The following is a 15,211-nucleotide window of genomic DNA, read 5'->3' on the forward strand; positions in this document are numbered from 1 at the left end:
ACTGCAATCGATTGCAGATTTTTCTTGACCCTCGCCGCGGCAGGCCTTACCGAACCGTCAACGGAGGAAATGACCGCCCATGACCGACGCTCCCCCCGCCGCGGGGAAGGCGCCCGCCGCATCCGCCCAGCCGCCGCAGGCGATGACCCTGCCCCTGCAGGCCCCCGCCTTGCGCTTCGCCGCCTTCGGCGGGCCGGAGATGCTGGCCTGCCAGGACCTGCCCCTGCCTGTGACGGCGGCGGAGGAGGTGCTGGTGCGCGTCATGGCGGCCTCGGTGAACCCATCCGACGTGAAGAACCTGGCCGGCCGCATGCGCCAGACCGTGCCGCCGCGCACGCCGGGGCGCGATTTCGCGGGCGTGGTGGTGCAAGGCCCTGCGGCTTGGCAGGGCGTGGAGGTCTGGGGCACCGGCGGCGATATCGGCTTCACCCGCGATGGCAGCCATGCGCGCTACCTGGCGCTGCCGGTGGCTGCGCTGGCGCGGAAGCCCGCGAACCTCACCTTCGAACAGGCCGGCGCGGTGGGGGTGAACTACGTCACCGCCTGGATCGGGCTGGACTATGCGCAGCTCAAGCCCGGCGAGACGCTGCTGGTGCTGGGCGCCACGGGCGGCGTCGGTGGCGCTGCCTGCGGCATCGGCGCGGCGCGCGGCTGCACGGTGATCGCGGCGGTGCGCGGCGCGGCACCGGCCGACAGCGCGGCGCGGCATGCGACCCAAAGCTTCATCGACGTGACGCGGGACGATGTGGCGGCGCAGATCGCCGCCGCCACCGGCGGGCGCGGCGTCGACGTGGTCTATGACTGCGTCGGCAAGCCGGCGCTGACCGAGGCCGCGCTGGCCGCGCTGACCTTCGGCGGCCGCATGATCGTCATCGCCGGCACGCCGGGCGAGCAGGTGAAGTTCGAGCTGATCCCCTTCTATCGCCGCGAATGCAGGCTGCTCGGCGTGGACAGCCTGAAGCGCTCCGCCGCCGCCTGCGCCCCGATGATGGAGGCGCTGCGCCCCGGCTTCGAATCCGGCGCCTATCCGGCGCCCGTCCTTGCCGAAACCTATGACCTGGCGCGTGGCGCGGAGGCCTATGCCGCGGTGGCCCGCGGCACGCGCGGCCGCGTCGTGCTGACCATGGCCGATTGAGAGGGAACCCCCCGATGCCCGAAGGCCATATCACCTATACCAGCGAGAACCTGACCGAGGCCGTGCTGGCGCGCATCTCGCCCGAGGCCAGTCCGCGCATCCGCCAGATCATGACCTCCCTCGTGACGCATGTGCATGACTTCGTGCGCGAGGTCGAACTCGCGCCCGAGGAATGGGAGCAGGGCGTCGGCTTCATCACCGAGCTCGGCCGCTGGTGCGACGACAAGCGGCAGGAGGTCATTCTCCTGTCCGACATCCTCGGCGTCTCCATGCTGGTGGACGCCATCGCGCATCGCACCCATGCCAGCGTCAGCGAGACCACCGTGCTCGGCCCCTTCCACCGCGAAAATCCTCCCGTTCTGCAGAACGGCCAGAACATGTCGCCCGGCGTGGCGGGCGAGCCGCTGGAGGTGGAGGTCCGCATCCTGGACGAGGCCGGCCAGCCGCTGGAAGGCGCGCAGGTGGATGTCTGGCACACCTCGCCGGACGGCTTCTACGACAGCCAGCTGGGCGACGAGCACAATATGCGCGGCCGTTTCGTCACCGGCGCGGATGGCGTGCTGTCCTTCCCCACCGTGATGCCGGCCAGCTATCCGGTGCCGCATGACGGGCCGGTAGGGCGCGTGCTCGCCTCCATGGGCCGTAGCCCGATGCGGCCGACGCATGTGCATTTCTGGATCAAGAAGCCCGGCTACCGCGACCTGATCACCCACATCTTCAAGGATGGCGACCCGTATCTGCATGACGATGCGGTGTTCGGCGTGAAAGCCAGCCTCGTCACGGACTGGGACGCACCGAAGGCGGAAGGCAAGCCCGCGAAACTGCGCTACGAATTCCGGATTCCCCGGGAGGATGTTTCCTAAGATGCTGTTCCTGATCCACTGCACCCAGGTCGCCGATGGCGCCGCGATCCGCGAGGCGCATTACGACGCGCATCGTGCCTATCTCAAGGCGAGCCCCGTCGACATCAAGCTGGCCGGCCCCATGGTGGCCGATGACGGGGAGGCGCGGATCGGCTCCGTCTTCATCGTCGGCGTGCCGGACCGCGCGGCGGCCGAGGCCTTCGCCGCCGGCGATCCCTTCGCGCAGAACGGGCTGTTCGAACGCGTGCTGATCACCCGCTTCCTCGACATCACGCTCGGCAGGCCCGCCTTCGGCCCCGCGAAGGACTGATCACGATGCGCCGCAAATACATCCTGACCTGCGCCGTCACCGGCAATATCACCACGCCGGAGCAGACGCCGCATCTGCCGATCACGCCGGAGCAGATCGCCAATGCCGCGATCGAGGCCGCGAAGGCCGGTGCCGCCGTCGCGCATATCCATGTGCGCGACCCCGCCACCGGCAGGCCGTCCATGTCCATCGACCTGTACCGGGAGGTGATGGACCGCATCCGCGCCTCCGGCACCGATGTGGTGATCAACCTGACCACCGGCCCGGGCGGCCGCTTCGTGCCCTCCGAGCACAATCCGCGGGAAGCCGCCGCCGGCTCGACCTTGCTGCCGCCGGATCAGCGCGTGGCCCACATCGTCGAGCTGAAGCCGGAGATCGCGACGCTCGACCTGAACACCATGTGGTCCGGCAGCGCCGTGGTGATCAATGCGCCCTGGTCCGTCACGCGCATGGCGGAGCTGATCTATTCGGTCGGCACCATCCCGGAGCTCGAGGTTTTCGATTCCGGCGATATCGGCCTGGCGAAGAAGCTGATGGCCGATGGCGTGCTGAAGGGCCCCTGCCTGTTCCAGGTCTGCATGGGCATCCGCTATGGCTTCGACTGGGACCCCGCGACGCTGAACTACGCCAAGTCCATCCTGCCGCCGGGCAGCCCCTGGGCGGCCTTCGCCATCGGCCGCATGGAATTCCCCATGCTGGCGCAGGCCTGGTTGCTGGGCGGGCATGTGCGCGTCGGGCTCGAGGACAATATTTATCTCAACAAGGGCGAGCTCGCGGTCAGCAACACCGTGCTCGTGGAACGCGCCGTGCGCATTCTTTCCGAGTTTGGCGCGGAGCCGATGACGGCGGCGGAGGCGCGAGCGGAGCTGTCGCAGGTCGGCGGGTGGTCGCGGTGACCGATCGTGGCGTGCTGATCGTCACCGGTGCCGGGCGCGGCATCGGGGCTGCCATCGCCAAGGCGGCGGCGGCGGATGGCTGGAACGTCGTCGTCAACTACGCGCGCGACGCGGCCTCTGCCGAGGCCACCGTAGCGGCCATCAAGGGCGCTGGCGGCCGTGCCCAGGCGGTGCAGGCGGATGTGCAGTCCGAATCCGGCATCGCCGCGCTGTTCGAGGCCGCCGATACCATCGGTCCCGTAAAGGGCCTGGTGAACAATGCGGGCGGCAGCGCCCAGGCGCAGATCGCCGAGATCACCGCGGCCGATTACGACCTGATGATGGACGGCAATCTGCGCACCACCGTCTTCTGCTCCTCCGCCGCCGTGCGCCGCATGGCGACCGATCGCGGCGGGCAGGGCGGCGTCATCGTCAATATCGGCTCGCGCGCCTCCGTGCTCGGAGGCCAGCCGGGGCGGGTGATGTATGCCGCCGCCAAGGGTGCGGTGGATGGCTTCACCGCAGGCCTCGCCAATGAAGTCGGCAAACTTGGCATCCGCGTGTGCTGCGTGCGGCCGGGCGTGATCCGCACCGAAAGCCACGAGGCGCGCGCGGGCGCGGACCGGCTGAAGGCGATGACCTCGGCCATCGCGCTCGGGCGGCCCGGAGAGCCGGAGGAGGTGGCGAGCCTGGTGGCTTTCCTGCTCTCGCCGGGCGCGGCCTACATGACCGGCACGCTGGTGGATATCGGCGGAGGGCGCTGAGCGAGAAGGGCGCGCGACTGGCCGAGGCTTTCAAGGCCTGCGCAGCCCCCCTCACCCAAACCCTCTCCCCCCGTCGGGGGGAGAGGGCTGCGCAGGCTTGGCGCGCAGCGCCTAGCCGGAGCGGGTGAGGGGGGCACCGCAGGATCAAGACCGACTGCAACCAACCAGGCCGGAAAACCGGCCACCAAAAACGTCCAAGGGAATGAAAAACATGTCCGTGCAGACCACCCGCCGCACCCTGCTCGCCGCCGCCCTCGCCGCCCCCGCGCTGCTGCCCCAGGGCGCCCGTGCGCAGGCCGCCTGGCCCGCCGGCCAGCCCATCACCCTCATCATTCCCTTCGCCCCCGGCGGCCCCACCGATGCGGTCGGCCGCATGCTGGCGGAGGCGATGTCGCGCGATCTCGGCGTCAATGTCGTGGCGCAGAATGTCGGCGGCGCCGGCGGCACCATCGGCGTGAACCGCGTGGCCCAGGCGCGGCCGGACGGCCACACCATCCTGCTGCACAACATCGGCATGTCCACGGCGCCGACGCTGTATCGCCGCCTGCCCTACAACCCGCTGACCGCCTTCGAGACGCTGGGCCTGGTCACCGCCACGCCGATGGTCTGGCTGACCCGCCCCGATTTCCCCGCCGCCAATTTCGGCGAGATGATCCGGCTGATCCGAGAGGGCGGGGAGCGCATCAACCTCGGCAATGCCGGCCTCGGCTCCGCCAGCCAGCTCTGCGGCACGCTGCTGCAGGCGAGCCTCGGCACGCGCTTCACCACGGTGTCCTTCGCCGGCTCCGGCCCGATCTATCCGGAGCTGATGGCCAATCGCCTCGACATCTATTGCGACCAGACCACCAGCGCGATTCCCTTCATCCAGGCGAACCAGATCAAGGCGATGGCGGTGACGACGGCGGAGCCGCTGCCCGCCGTGCCCGGCGTGCCCACCGCCATCCAGGGCGGGCTGCCGGGCTTCGAGGTGGCGATCTGGCACGGCCTCTACGCGCCGGCCGGCACGCCGAAGCCGGTGCAGGACCGGCTGAACCAGGCGCTGCGCGCCGCGCTGGCCGATCCCCGCGTGGTGGAGCGCATGACCGGCCTCGGCAGCCCGCCGGAGCCCGTCTCGCGGCAGAACGGGGAGGTGCATCGCGCGCATCTGGCGGCCGAGATCGAGCGCTGGCGCCCGATCCTGCAGGCCGCTGGCCAGTTCGCGGATTGATCGTGTCATGCACGACATCACGCGGCGCAGCGCCATGACTCTCGCAGGCGCCCTGGCGGCCGGCGCGGCCAGCGCGCAAGGCCCGGCACGGCTGAACGTGGTGGCCTTCGCGGGGGCCTCCAACCTCGTCCTCTGGGCCGGCCAGGCCCAGGGCATTTTTGCCCGCCACGGGGTGGAGGTGGCGCTGGAGCTGACGCCGAATTCCCGCGCCATGGCTTCCGACCTCTACGCCGGAAAATTCGACCTGGCGCTGACCTCGGTCGACAATATCGTTGCCTATAATGAGGGCCAGGGCGAGGCGCAGCTGCCGGGGCCTTCCGACTTTGCGGCCTTCTTCGGCGTCGATGACGGCATGCTCTCGGTCATGGCGGCGGCGGATGTGCCCGACCTCGCCGGGCTGCGCGGCAAGGTCGTCTCCGTCGATGCCATGACCACGGGCTTCGCCTTCGTGCTGCGCGAGGTGCTGGGCCAGGCGGGCATCGCCGACCAGGTGGAATGGGTCGCCGTCGGCGGCGGCGCGCAGCGGCTGGCGGCGCTGCTGGAGGGCAAGCAGGCGGCGACGCTGCTGAACACCCCGCTGGACCTGGCGGCGGAGGCACGCGGCTTCCGGCGCTTGGCGCGCGGGCGGGATGCGGTGGGTGCCTATCAGGGCATCGTCGCCGCCGCGCGGCGCGGCGTGATCGACCAGAAGCGGGCGGCGCTGGTGGGCTTCACCCGCGGCTTCCGGGACAGCCTGGCCTGGCTGGATGCGAACCGGGCGGAGGCCGCGGCCATCCTGACGGCGCGCGCCAATATGCCGCCCCCGGTCGCGGCGCGGGCCGCCACCGCGCTGCTGGATGCCGAGCGCGGAATCTACCGCGACCTGCGGATCGACGAGGCCGGGCTGCGCACCGTGCTGCGGCTGCGCAGCAAATACGCCCAGCCAGCGAAGGAGCTGGGCGACATCACGCGCTACATCGACCCCTCGATCCGCGCGGCGGCGCTCGGCTGAGAAGCTAAGAAAAAAGCCCTCTCCCCCCGCAGGGGGGAGAGGGTTGGGTGAGGGGGGCGTGACGATAAGCCCCCACTTCAGACGCCCTCGCGACCGAACAACCGCCTCAGCCCGCCGGACTACCGCCCGGTCGAGAAACTGTAGGTGAGGGAGGCGGTCAGGCGCAGGCGGGGGGAATCGCGGTTCAACCCGGCGCCGGCCGCCAGCCCCAGGCTGAGCTGGTCGGTCAGTCCGCGGATCACGCCGGCCTCCACCAGGCTGTAGTCGCGCTCCCCCTCATCCTGCGTCTGCCGGGAATAGGCGGCGACCAGCACCGTCTGCGGGTTCACCACATGGCTGACCGCGGCGCCGGCCAGCCAGCCGGTGCGGCGCTCGCCCGGCTGCGGGTCGATGGTGGAGAGGAAGCCGGCATTCAGGTGCAGGCCGAAGCTGCCCGGCCCGCGGCCGGTCACCCAGCTCGTGGCCGCCGTCAGGTCCATCACCGTGCCGCCGCGGCCCGGCCCGAAGGGCAGCGATGCGCCGAGCGCCAGCGACACGGTCGGCAGCAGGCCGTCCTGGTCCGCCAGCCGCGCGGTCAGCGCCGGGCCGATGCTGCCCTGGTTCACGCCGCTGCCGTTGCCAAAACCGTAATCGCCGCCGAGGCTCAGCTCCAGCCGGTCGTTCAGGCCGTATTTCAGGGTCGGCGAGGGCCGGAAATCCTCGCGCCCACCGCGCCCACCGCGCGCCCGCTCATAGCCGAAGACGTTCTCCAGGGTGAACTCGCCGGCCTCCGAAGTGTAGGCATCGCCGACCGAGAAGGGCGCCCCGGCATTGGGCTAGGCCCCATCCTCCTCCGCCGCGGCGGCGAAGGGCAGCAGTGCGCCCAGCAGCAGGAGGAGCGGGAAGGGTCTGGCGGGCATCTGGCGGCTCCGTGGCGGCGCCGGTTCCTGTCCGGCCGGGGATGAACCAATCGGAAAGGCGGCGGTTCCGGTCGCCTATCGCTCGCAGCGCAGCAGCACGGTCGATCGGTTGGCGATGTCGCCCACATCCGCCGCGCTGCGCTCCGGCCCGCGGCTTTCGGCGGTCTGGAAGGACAGGCCGGCGCGGCGCAGGAAGGCCTGGGCGGCCTCCCCCTTCACCGCGAAATTCACATTGTCCACGTTCTGCACGCGGCGACTGTCCAGCTTCGCCACCACCACGCCCACCACATGGCCCTGCATGTCCAGCAGCGGCCCGCCGGAATTGCCGGGCTGCACCTCGGCGCTGATCTGGAAGTTGTTCTGGTCGTTGCGGATGCCGCCCAGCGCATTGATCTCGCCGCGCGTCAGCTTCGGGTCGGCCGAGAGCAGGCCGGTCAGCGGGAAGCCATAGGCCACCACCCCCTCGCCGCGCCGCACCGCGGGGCCGGCGCGAAAGGACAGGGCGGGGCCGGGATTGCCGGGGATGCGCAGGATGGACAGGTCGAGCGCCGCATCCACCTGCGCCGGCGGCACCGCGGCCAGCCAGCGGCCATCCGGCGCGCGCGCCAGGATGCGGTCGCAGCCCGCCACCACATGCTGGTTGGTCAGCACCCGGTCCGGCGCCACGACGAAGCCGGTGCCGGTGGACACGTTGCGGGCCTGCGGGTTCGGCCGCGCCTGCGCCACGGAAGGGGTGGGCGGCGCGGCGGCGCTGGCGGTGTGCAGTTCCAGCTGGCGGTTGGCGCAGATGTCCTGGTCGCGCGCCAGGCTTTCCCGCCCATCCTCCAGCACCAGGCGGATGTCGAAGCGGCAGCCGGCCTCGGCATTCGGGCGCAGGGTGAAGCCCGCATTGTTCGGCAGTGGGCCGCGATTCAGCAGGTTGCTGCCCCAATCCGTCCGGCCGCTGCGCACCGCATGCAGCGCGGTGGCCGGCTGGCCGGTGCGGTTGACGATTCGCACCGCGCCTTCCGGCGGGCGCAGTTGGCCGGCCTCCTGCGCCAGGGCCGGGGCGCTGGCGGGCAGCGGGCCCAAGGCGGGGGTCAGGCCAGCCAGCAGGGCGGCCAGGAACAGAGCGGGGCGAGGGTGGTTGCGCATGGCTAGCGGATGTCGTCCGCCGGCCCCCGCGCGTCAACGGGAAGCGCAACCGGGCCGCAAAACCTGCGCTGGATCAAGGACAGCGTTGTCCGTCCTGGCATGCTTCGGCCGGGCCGCCGCCGGCCTGGAAGAATTCGTCCCTTGACCTTCCCACATTGGGAAGACCCATCTGCCTGTCATGGAAAACCAGACCCCGATGCCCGAGGCCCCGCAGCCAAGCCTCCCCCGCCTCTCCCTGCCCATCGAGGGCATGACCTGCGCCAGCTGCGCCAGCCGGGTGGAGCGCGCGCTGATGGCGGTGCCGGGCACCAGCGCGGTGCAGGTGAATCTGGCCTCGGAACGCGCCGCGGTGCAGGGCAGCGCGCCGGTCGAGGACCTGGCCGCCGCGGTGCGGGCGGCCGGCTATGCGGTGCCGGAGACCGAGCGCCGGATCGGCGTGGAGGGCATGACCTGCGCCAGCTGCGCCGGCCGGGTGGAACGCGCGCTGCGGGCGGTGCCGGGCGTCGCCGAGGCCTCGGTGAACCTGGCCTCCGAAACGGCGACGCTCCGGCTGCTGCTGCCGGTGGAGGATTCGGTGCTGGCCGCCGCCCTGGCTGAGGCCGGCTACCGCCTGGCGGCGACCCCCGAGGATGGCGCGGCGGAGGAGGCGGCGGCGACGGCGAAGCTGGCCGCCCAGCGGCGGGACTTGGCGCTGGCCGGGCTGCTGGCAGCGCCCTTCCTGATTGGCATGCTCGGCATGCCCTTCGGCCAGGACTGGATGCCGAATGGCTGGGTGCAGCTCGCGCTGGCCCTGCCCATGCAGTTCTGGTTCGGCGCCCGCTTCTACCGCGCCGCCTGGGCCGCGCTGCGGGCGGGCACCGGCAATATGGATCTGCTGGTCGCCATCGGCACCTCCGCCGCCTTCGGCCTGTCGCTGGTCCTGCTGATCCAGCACGGCGGCGGGCATAGCCACGCGCTGTATTTCGAGGCGGCGGTGGTCGTCATCCTCTTCGTCATGCTGGGCAAGCACCTGGAGGCCCGCGCCCGGCGCGGCACCGGCGCCGCGCTGCGCGCCCTGCTGGACCTGCGCCCGCGCACCGCCCGGCTGCTGGAGGCCGATGGGACGGAGCGCGAGGTGCCGGCGGCCTCGCTGGTGGTGGGCGATGTGGTGGTGCTGCGCCCCGGCGAGGGCGTGCCGGTGGATGGCGTGGTGGAGCAGGGCGAGGCCGGCGTCGATGAAAGCGCGCTGACCGGCGAGAGCCGCCCGGTCGAGAAGGCGCCGGGCACAAAACTGGCCACCGGCACGGTGGTGCTGGACGGCCGGCTGGTGCTGCGTGCCACCGCCGTGGGCGGGGAGACCACGCTGGCCCGCGTCGCGGCGCTGGTCTCCGCCGCCCAGGCCAGCCGGGCGCCGGTGCAGAAGCTGGTGGACCGGGTGGCGGCGGTCTTCGTGCCGGTGGTGATCGTCCTCGCCGCGCTGACGCTGCTCTATTGGCTGCTGGCCGGGGCGGGGGCGGAGGCAGCGCTGCTGCATGCCGTGGCGGTGCTGGTCATCGCCTGCCCCTGCGCGCTGGGGCTGGCCACCCCCGCCGCCATCATGGCCGGCACCGGCGCCGCCGCCCGCGCCGGCATCCTGGTCCGCGATGCGGAGGCGATCGAGCGTGCCCAGGGCATCACCCTGGTCGCCTTCGACAAGACCGGGACTTTGACGGAAGGCCGCCCGCGGCTGGCCGCGCTGCATCCGGCCGAGGGGCTCACGGCCGAGGCCGTGCTGGCCCAGGCCGCCGCCCTGCAGTCGGGCAGCGAGCATCCGCTCGCCCGCGCCGTGCTGGCCGCGGCGGGCAACCAGCCGGCCGCGGCCGAAAGCTTCCGCGCCCTGCCGGGCCGCGGCGTGGAAGGCGTGGTGGGCGGGGAGCGCCTGGTGCTCGGCAGCCCGCGCCTGCTGGCCGAATCGGGGCTGGAGCCCGGCCCGCTCGCCGCGCTGGCGGAGGCCGAGGCGGCGCAGGGCCGCAGCCTCGCCTGGCTGCTGGCGCCGGGCGCCGGGCAGGTGCGCGGCCTGCTGGCCTTCGAGGATGCGCTGAAGCCCAGCGCCGCCGGGGCCGTCGCCGCCCTGCGCGGCATGGGCGTCGATGTCGCGATGCTGTCCGGCGACAGCCCCGCCGCCGCCCGCGCGGTGGCGGAGACGCTGGGCTTGGACCGCGTGGCCGCCGAGATGCTGCCGCGCCAGAAGCTGGAGACCATCGCCGCCTGGCGCAAGGAAGGCGCGCGCATCGCCATGGTGGGCGATGGTGTGAACGATGCCCCCGCGCTGGCCGCGGCCGATCTCGGCATCGCAATGGGCACCGGCACGGACGTGGCCATGGCGGCCGCGGGCGTCACGCTGATGCGGGGGGATCCGGCGCTGGTGCCGGCGGCCCTCGAGATTACCCGTCGGACATACCGCAAGCTGCAGGAGAATCTGGCATGGGCCTTCGCGTACAACCTGCTCGGCCTGCCGCTGGCAGCGGCCGGGCTTCTTTCGCCGCCCTTCGCGGGGGCGGCGATGGCGCTGTCCTCGGTCTCGGTGCTGACCAACGCCCTGCTGCTGGCGCGCTGGCGCCCGGCCGCCCCGGCCCCGCGCCCAGGCGCGTGAAGGCTGGCATGAATATCGGTGAGGCCGCCGCCGGCTCCGGCGTCTCGGCCAAGATGATCCGGCATTACGAGGCGATCGGGCTGATCGAGGCCGAGCGTCGGCCGAACGGCTATCGCAGCTACGGCCCGCAGGATGTCGCCGTGCTGCGCTTCATCCGCCATGCGCGGGACCTGGCCTTCCCGCTGGAGGATATCCGCAAGCTGCTGGCGCTGTGGCGTGACCGTTCCCGCGCCAGTGCCGATGTGAAGCAGATGGCGCTGGCGCATGTGGCAGCGCTGGAGACCAAGGCGGCCTCGCTGCAGGCGGTGGCTGACAGCCTGCGCCACCTGGCGCAGCATTGCAGCGGCGACGATCGGCCGAATTGTCCGATCCTGGCGGAGCTGGAGGGAGGCGCGCGGTGACGGAAGCGTTGAAGGTCGACGGCATGACCTGCGGCCATTGCGTGCGCGCGGTGACCAAGGCGATCCAGGCGCGCGACCCGCAGGCGAAGGTCGAGGTCGACCTCGTCGCCGGGCAGGTGCGGGCCGAGAGCCGGCTGAGCCGCGCGGAACTGGCCGCGGCGGTCGCCTCGGAAGGCTATTCGGTCACCGTCTGAGACGGGTTCAGGCCGTTCAGCGCGGCGGGCGCGGCGGCGGCGAGGGGCGGTGCGGTCAGGCGCTGATAGAGGCGCACCAGCCGCGCCGCCTCCGCCGTCCAGCCATAGCGGCTGAGCGCCGCCTGCCGGCCGCTTGCCCCCAGCCGCGCGCGCTGCGCCGGGTCCGCCAGGGCCTCGACCGCGGCGGCGATGGCGCCGGGATCGGTCACATCCACCGCCAGGCCGCAGCCGGCATCGCGCACCACCGCGGCCACTTCCGTCGCGAAATCCGGCACGATCACGGGCAGGCCGGCCAGCATGCAGTCGAACAGCTTGTGCGGCAGGGCCAGGCGGTGGTTCTCGACGCCCGGCTGGAACAGCACCAGGCCGATGTCGCAGCCGGCCGCCACCGCCAGCGCCTCCTCCCGCGGCATCCAGCCCAGGGACTCGATGCGCCCGGCGACGCCCAGCCGGCGGGCCTCGGCGCGGAAGGCGGCCTCGCTGGCATCGGTGAAGCGGCCGACCAGCTGCAGCCGGGCCTGCGGCAGCTGCGCCAGCAGACGCGGCATCAGCAGCGCGCCGCGGCTGGCGGTCAGCGCGCCCAGGTGCAGCAGTTTTGGCGGGCCGGGCGCGTGCCGGCGGGGCGCGATGGCGACCGGCGTGGCGTAGTTGCGCACCGGGATGCAGCGCGCCTCGCCGCCATAATCCCCGGCCAGCCCATCCTTCGCCACCACCACCGCATCCGCCCGCCCCGCCACCGCCCGGCAGAGCAGCCGCAGCGCCAGCCGCGCCGGTGGCCGCAGCGGCGCCGGCAGCACGGGATCGAGGCGCGAGGGATAGTGTTCGTGCACATCCAGCACCACCCGCGCGCCGCAGCGCCGGGCGGCGAGCAGGGCGGCCAGCCAGCTGTCGGGCTCATGCGCATGGATCACCCGGGGCTGCAGCGCCGCGGCGCGGCGGGCCAGCGCCGGGATGCCGCGCAGCCGGCCCAGCCAGCCGCGCGGCGCCGGGAAGGTCCGCAGCGCCACGCCATGCAGCCGATCCGGCGGCGCCGGCCCCCCCAGCCGCGGCGCCAGGTGCAGCAGGCGGAAGCCGGCCTCGGCCAGGGCCGCGCCCTCCTTGCCCACGATCCGCACATCGGCGGCCGGATGGGCGGCGGAGAGCATCAGCACCAGGGCTTCGTTCACTCGGCCTCGGCCCGGTCCCGGCGCGGCGTGGTGCGGCGGGGCACGTGGCCAGCCACCGCCTCCACCACCGCGACCAGCCGGGCGGCGATGCGGCGGGTGTCCAGGTGCCGCTCGGCCACGATGCGCGCGGCGCGGGCCATGGCGGCGCGGCGCGGCGGGTCCGTCGCCAGGGCCAGCAGGGCGCCGGCGAGCGCATCCGGATCGCCGGGCGGCACGGTCAGGCCGCAGCCGCCCTCGGCCAGCAGCCGCGCCGTGCGGCCCGGCGTATTGGTGACCATGGGCAGGCCGGAGGCCAGGCCCTCCGCCAGCTTGTTGGGCGCCGTCCATTCGGCGAATTCGGGCACCGGCGCCAGGCAGAGCAGGCCGATCTCGGCGCCGGCCAGCAGCCGCGCCAGATGCGCCTTCGGCATCGGGTCCAGGAAGGTGACGGGCAGCCGTTCCGCCGCGGCGCGGGCCACCAGGCCGGGCTTTTCCGAACCCTCCCCCACCAGGACCAGGTGCAGGCCGGTGCGGCGCAGCCGGGCCGCGGCATCCAGCAGCTGGTGCAGGCCATTGGCCGGGCCATGCGCGCCGGCATAGACGGCCAGGGTCTCCTCCGCCGCCACTTCCGGCGGGCGCCAGGGGGCGACGGCGGGGTGGAACAGCACCAGGTCCGCGCCCTGCGGCAGCACCCGCAGCCGGTCCGGATCGGCGCCGCGTTCCAGCGCCAGGCGGGCCATGCCCTCGGTCAGCGCCACCACGGCGGCGGCCTGGCGGCAGGCGGCATCGGCCAGCCGGCCGAGCGCGGCCAGCACCGGCGCCGGCACTGCGGCCCGGGGCGGGGCGCTGGCGGCCTCCTGCGCGCGTAGGTCGGCGGACGCCGCCCCGGCGCGGCGGGACAGCGCGGCGGGCAGTTCGGGCCAGGGGTCGCGGATCTCGAAGATGAAGGGCGTGCCGCGCAGCCGCCGCGCCAGCAGCGCCGGCAGCGCCACGGTGGGCGGGGTGGAGGAGGCGAGGATCAGGTCCCAGGGGCCGGTGGGAACCCCGGCCAGCGCCAGCCGCGTGGTGGCGGCGGCGAAGCGCAGGAAGGCGCCGGTGCGGGCCATCAGCTTCTGGCTGTTGCCGCAGCGGATGTCATACTCCACCACCTCGAAATTCCCGACCCGCCCCTGGCGGCGGCCCTGGCGGAAGGGGCCCGACAGGCCCGTGACGGCCCCATCGTAGCGGCCGCAGGCCAGCGTCACCCGGTGCCCGGCCGCGGCCAGCGCCCCGGCGTGGTGGAAGGCGCGCGTGGCGGTGCTGCCGGCGGGGGTGGAGAAGTGCTGGTGCAGGTAGAGGATGCGCAGGCCCTCGGCCCGGCCTTCCGGCGGCCCGGCCTGGCCGGTGCCGGTCGTGCAGCCGTTGTCAGCGCTGCGCACAGCGGATCACCGCGTCGATGACGCGGACCTGATCATCCTCGCTCATCCCGCTGCCGGAGGGCAGGCAGAGCCCGCGCTCGAACAGCGCGGCGGCCACCGCGCCACCGGCCTGGGGCGCGCCGCGGAAGGCCGGCTGCAGGTGCAGCGGCTTCCAGGCCGGGCGGCTTTCCACGCCCGCGGCCTCCAGCGCCCGGCGCAGTTCCTCCCGGTCCGCGCCGAAGCGGGCGGGGTCCACCTGCAGCACCGTCAGCCAGCGATTGGCGCGGCCCCAGGCGGGCTCCGGGATGAAGCCGAGGCCCGGCAGCTCGCCCAGCGACTCCACGTAGTTGGCGAAGATGGCGCGGCGGCGCTGCACCCGCGCCTCCAGCACCGGCAGCTGCGCCAGGCCGACGGCGGCGAGGACGGAGGAGATCCCATAGGTATAGCCGGTGGTCTCATGCTCGTAATGCGGCCAGGCCTCCTTCGCCTGGCCGGCCAGGTGGCGGGCGCGGGCGATCAGCGCCGGATCGTCGCTGGCCAGCGCGCCGCCGCCCGCGGCGGTGACGATCTTGTTGCCGTTGAAGGAGAAGACGGCCAGCGTCGCGCCGCGCCCGGCATGCCGGCCGCCGCGCTGCAGGGCACCCATGGCGGCGGCGCTGTCGCACAGCACCGGCACGCCCCAGCGGTCGCAGGCGGCGACGATGGCCGGCAGGTCGCAGCACTGGCCATAGAGATCGACCGGCACCACCACCCGCGGCAACCGGCCGCGCCGGGCGGCCAGCGCCAGTTCCTCGGCCAGCAAGCCGGGGTCCATGGTCCAGCCGGCCGGGGTCACGTCCAGGAAGCGGGGCACCGCGCCCATCTGCACGGCGGGCGCCACGGTGGCGACGAAGGTCATGCCGGGGGCCCAGACCTCGTCGCCCGGCTGCACGCCCAGCACGCGATAGCCCAGATGCAGCGCCGCGGTGCCGGAGGTGGTGGCCAACGTGGCGGCGAAGCCGGTGGCGGTGCCGATCGCAGCCTCGAAGGCCGCGGGGGTGGGGCCTGCGGGGGCCAGCCAGCCGGCATGCAGGGTGGCGCGCAGCGCCTCGATCTCCCCACCCGCCAGGTGCGGCGGGGAGAGCGCAAGGCGGGCCGGCGGCTGGCATCCCGGTGGCTGGCGACCCGGGAAGGGCAGCAGAGCGGCGGCGACGGGGGTGGGCCTCAGATGTCCCATATGAACCAGCAAATTGAATGTTGGCTTAATGATTCTTATACTGGTTGATGACTTTGCCCAAAAGCAAGC

General features: G+C 73.2%; 14 protein-coding genes and 1 pseudogene. 10 read left to right on the forward strand and 5 right to left on the reverse strand.

Going from position 1 to position 15,211, the window contains the following annotated elements; genetic code table 11:
• Positions 1–79 precede the first annotated feature (79 nt).
• From J3S20_RS05020 to J3S20_RS05050, 7 genes are all read left to right on the forward strand, one after another.
• Positions 80–1,135, forward strand: a complete 1,056-nt coding sequence (locus J3S20_RS05020; RefSeq protein WP_216835160.1) for a quinone oxidoreductase family protein — start codon at positions 80–82, stop codon at positions 1,133–1,135.
• Between the two features lie 14 nt (positions 1,136–1,149).
• Entirely contained in the window at positions 1,150–1,998 is an 849-nt protein-coding gene (locus J3S20_RS05025; protein WP_216835162.1) for a dioxygenase family protein, read from the forward strand.
• A 1-nt stretch (position 1,999) separates the two neighbouring features.
• Positions 2,000–2,308, forward strand: coding sequence for a YciI family protein (locus J3S20_RS05030; protein WP_216835164.1), 309 nt, complete (start codon positions 2,000–2,002; stop codon positions 2,306–2,308).
• A 5-nt stretch (positions 2,309–2,313) separates the two neighbouring features.
• A complete protein-coding gene (locus J3S20_RS05035; protein ID WP_216835166.1) occupies positions 2,314–3,204 on the forward strand; it encodes a BKACE family enzyme in 891 nt (296 codons plus the stop codon).
• Positions 3,201–3,947 (forward strand): SDR family NAD(P)-dependent oxidoreductase, encoded by a 747-nt coding sequence (locus tag J3S20_RS05040; RefSeq protein WP_343215156.1) that lies wholly within the window; start codon positions 3,201–3,203, stop codon positions 3,945–3,947. Before J3S20_RS05035 ends, J3S20_RS05040 begins: the two co-directional genes overlap by 4 nt.
• A 211-nt stretch (positions 3,948–4,158) precedes the next feature.
• Complete coding sequence (locus J3S20_RS05045) at positions 4,159–5,154, forward strand: tripartite tricarboxylate transporter substrate-binding protein (RefSeq protein ID WP_216835168.1); 996 nt, start codon at positions 4,159–4,161, stop codon at positions 5,152–5,154.
• 7 nt (positions 5,155–5,161) lie between these two features.
• A complete protein-coding gene (locus J3S20_RS05050) occupies positions 5,162–6,145 on the forward strand; it encodes an ABC transporter substrate-binding protein (protein ID WP_216835169.1) in 984 nt (327 codons plus the stop codon).
• 119 nt (positions 6,146–6,264) lie between these two features.
• Here the strand turns inward: J3S20_RS05050 and J3S20_RS05055 are convergent.
• Together J3S20_RS05055 and J3S20_RS05060 are read right to left on the reverse strand one after the other, a co-directional pair.
• Positions 6,265–6,930: pseudogene (locus J3S20_RS05055) on the reverse strand (transporter); the annotation flags it as partial.
• A gap of 189 nt (positions 6,931–7,119) precedes the next feature.
• Positions 7,120–8,178 carry a trypsin-like peptidase domain-containing protein gene (locus J3S20_RS05060; protein WP_216835171.1) on the reverse strand — a complete coding sequence of 353 codons (1,059 nt, stop codon included), beginning with the start codon at positions 8,176–8,178 and terminating at the stop codon, positions 7,120–7,122.
• A gap of 178 nt (positions 8,179–8,356) precedes the next feature.
• Between J3S20_RS05060 and J3S20_RS05065 the strand changes: the two genes are divergently transcribed.
• Genes J3S20_RS05065 through J3S20_RS05075 form a run of 3 tightly spaced genes read left to right on the forward strand, consistent with a single transcriptional unit; the run spans position 8,357 to position 11,384 of the window.
• Positions 8,357–10,789, forward strand: a complete 2,433-nt coding sequence (locus J3S20_RS05065) for a heavy metal translocating P-type ATPase (protein WP_246602264.1) — start codon at positions 8,357–8,359, stop codon at positions 10,787–10,789.
• An 8-nt stretch (positions 10,790–10,797) separates the two neighbouring features.
• Positions 10,798–11,190 carry a Cu(I)-responsive transcriptional regulator gene (gene cueR / locus J3S20_RS05070; protein ID WP_216835172.1) on the forward strand — a complete coding sequence of 131 codons (393 nt, stop codon included), beginning with the start codon at positions 10,798–10,800 and terminating at the stop codon, positions 11,188–11,190.
• The gene (locus J3S20_RS05075) at positions 11,187–11,384 is read left to right on the forward strand and encodes a heavy-metal-associated domain-containing protein (RefSeq protein WP_343215157.1); all 198 of its coding nucleotides are present in this window, start codon (positions 11,187–11,189) and stop codon (positions 11,382–11,384) included. The genes cueR and J3S20_RS05075 overlap by 4 nt, the downstream gene beginning before the upstream one ends.
• On the opposite strand, the gene J3S20_RS05080 is transcribed toward J3S20_RS05075, so the two are convergent.
• The 3 genes from J3S20_RS05080 to J3S20_RS05090 are packed head-to-tail and all read right to left on the reverse strand — an operon-like array spanning position 11,366 to position 15,142.
• Positions 11,366–12,550 carry a glycosyltransferase gene (locus tag J3S20_RS05080; RefSeq protein WP_216835173.1) on the reverse strand — a complete coding sequence of 395 codons (1,185 nt, stop codon included), beginning with the start codon at positions 12,548–12,550 and terminating at the stop codon, positions 11,366–11,368. The genes J3S20_RS05075 and J3S20_RS05080 overlap by 19 nt on opposite strands.
• Positions 12,547–13,947, reverse strand: a complete 1,401-nt coding sequence (locus tag J3S20_RS05085) for a glycosyltransferase family 4 protein (RefSeq protein ID WP_343215158.1) — start codon at positions 13,945–13,947, stop codon at positions 12,547–12,549. The genes J3S20_RS05080 and J3S20_RS05085 overlap by 4 nt, the downstream gene beginning before the upstream one ends.
• Complete coding sequence (locus J3S20_RS05090) at positions 13,934–15,142, reverse strand: DegT/DnrJ/EryC1/StrS family aminotransferase (protein ID WP_216835174.1); 1,209 nt, start codon at positions 15,140–15,142, stop codon at positions 13,934–13,936. Before J3S20_RS05090 ends, J3S20_RS05085 begins: the two co-directional genes overlap by 14 nt.
• Positions 15,143–15,211 lie beyond the last annotated feature (69 nt).

It is taken from the genome of Falsiroseomonas tokyonensis (assembly GCF_019024325.1).
Taxonomy (GTDB): domain Bacteria; phylum Pseudomonadota; class Alphaproteobacteria; order Acetobacterales; family Acetobacteraceae; genus Falsiroseomonas; species Falsiroseomonas tokyonensis.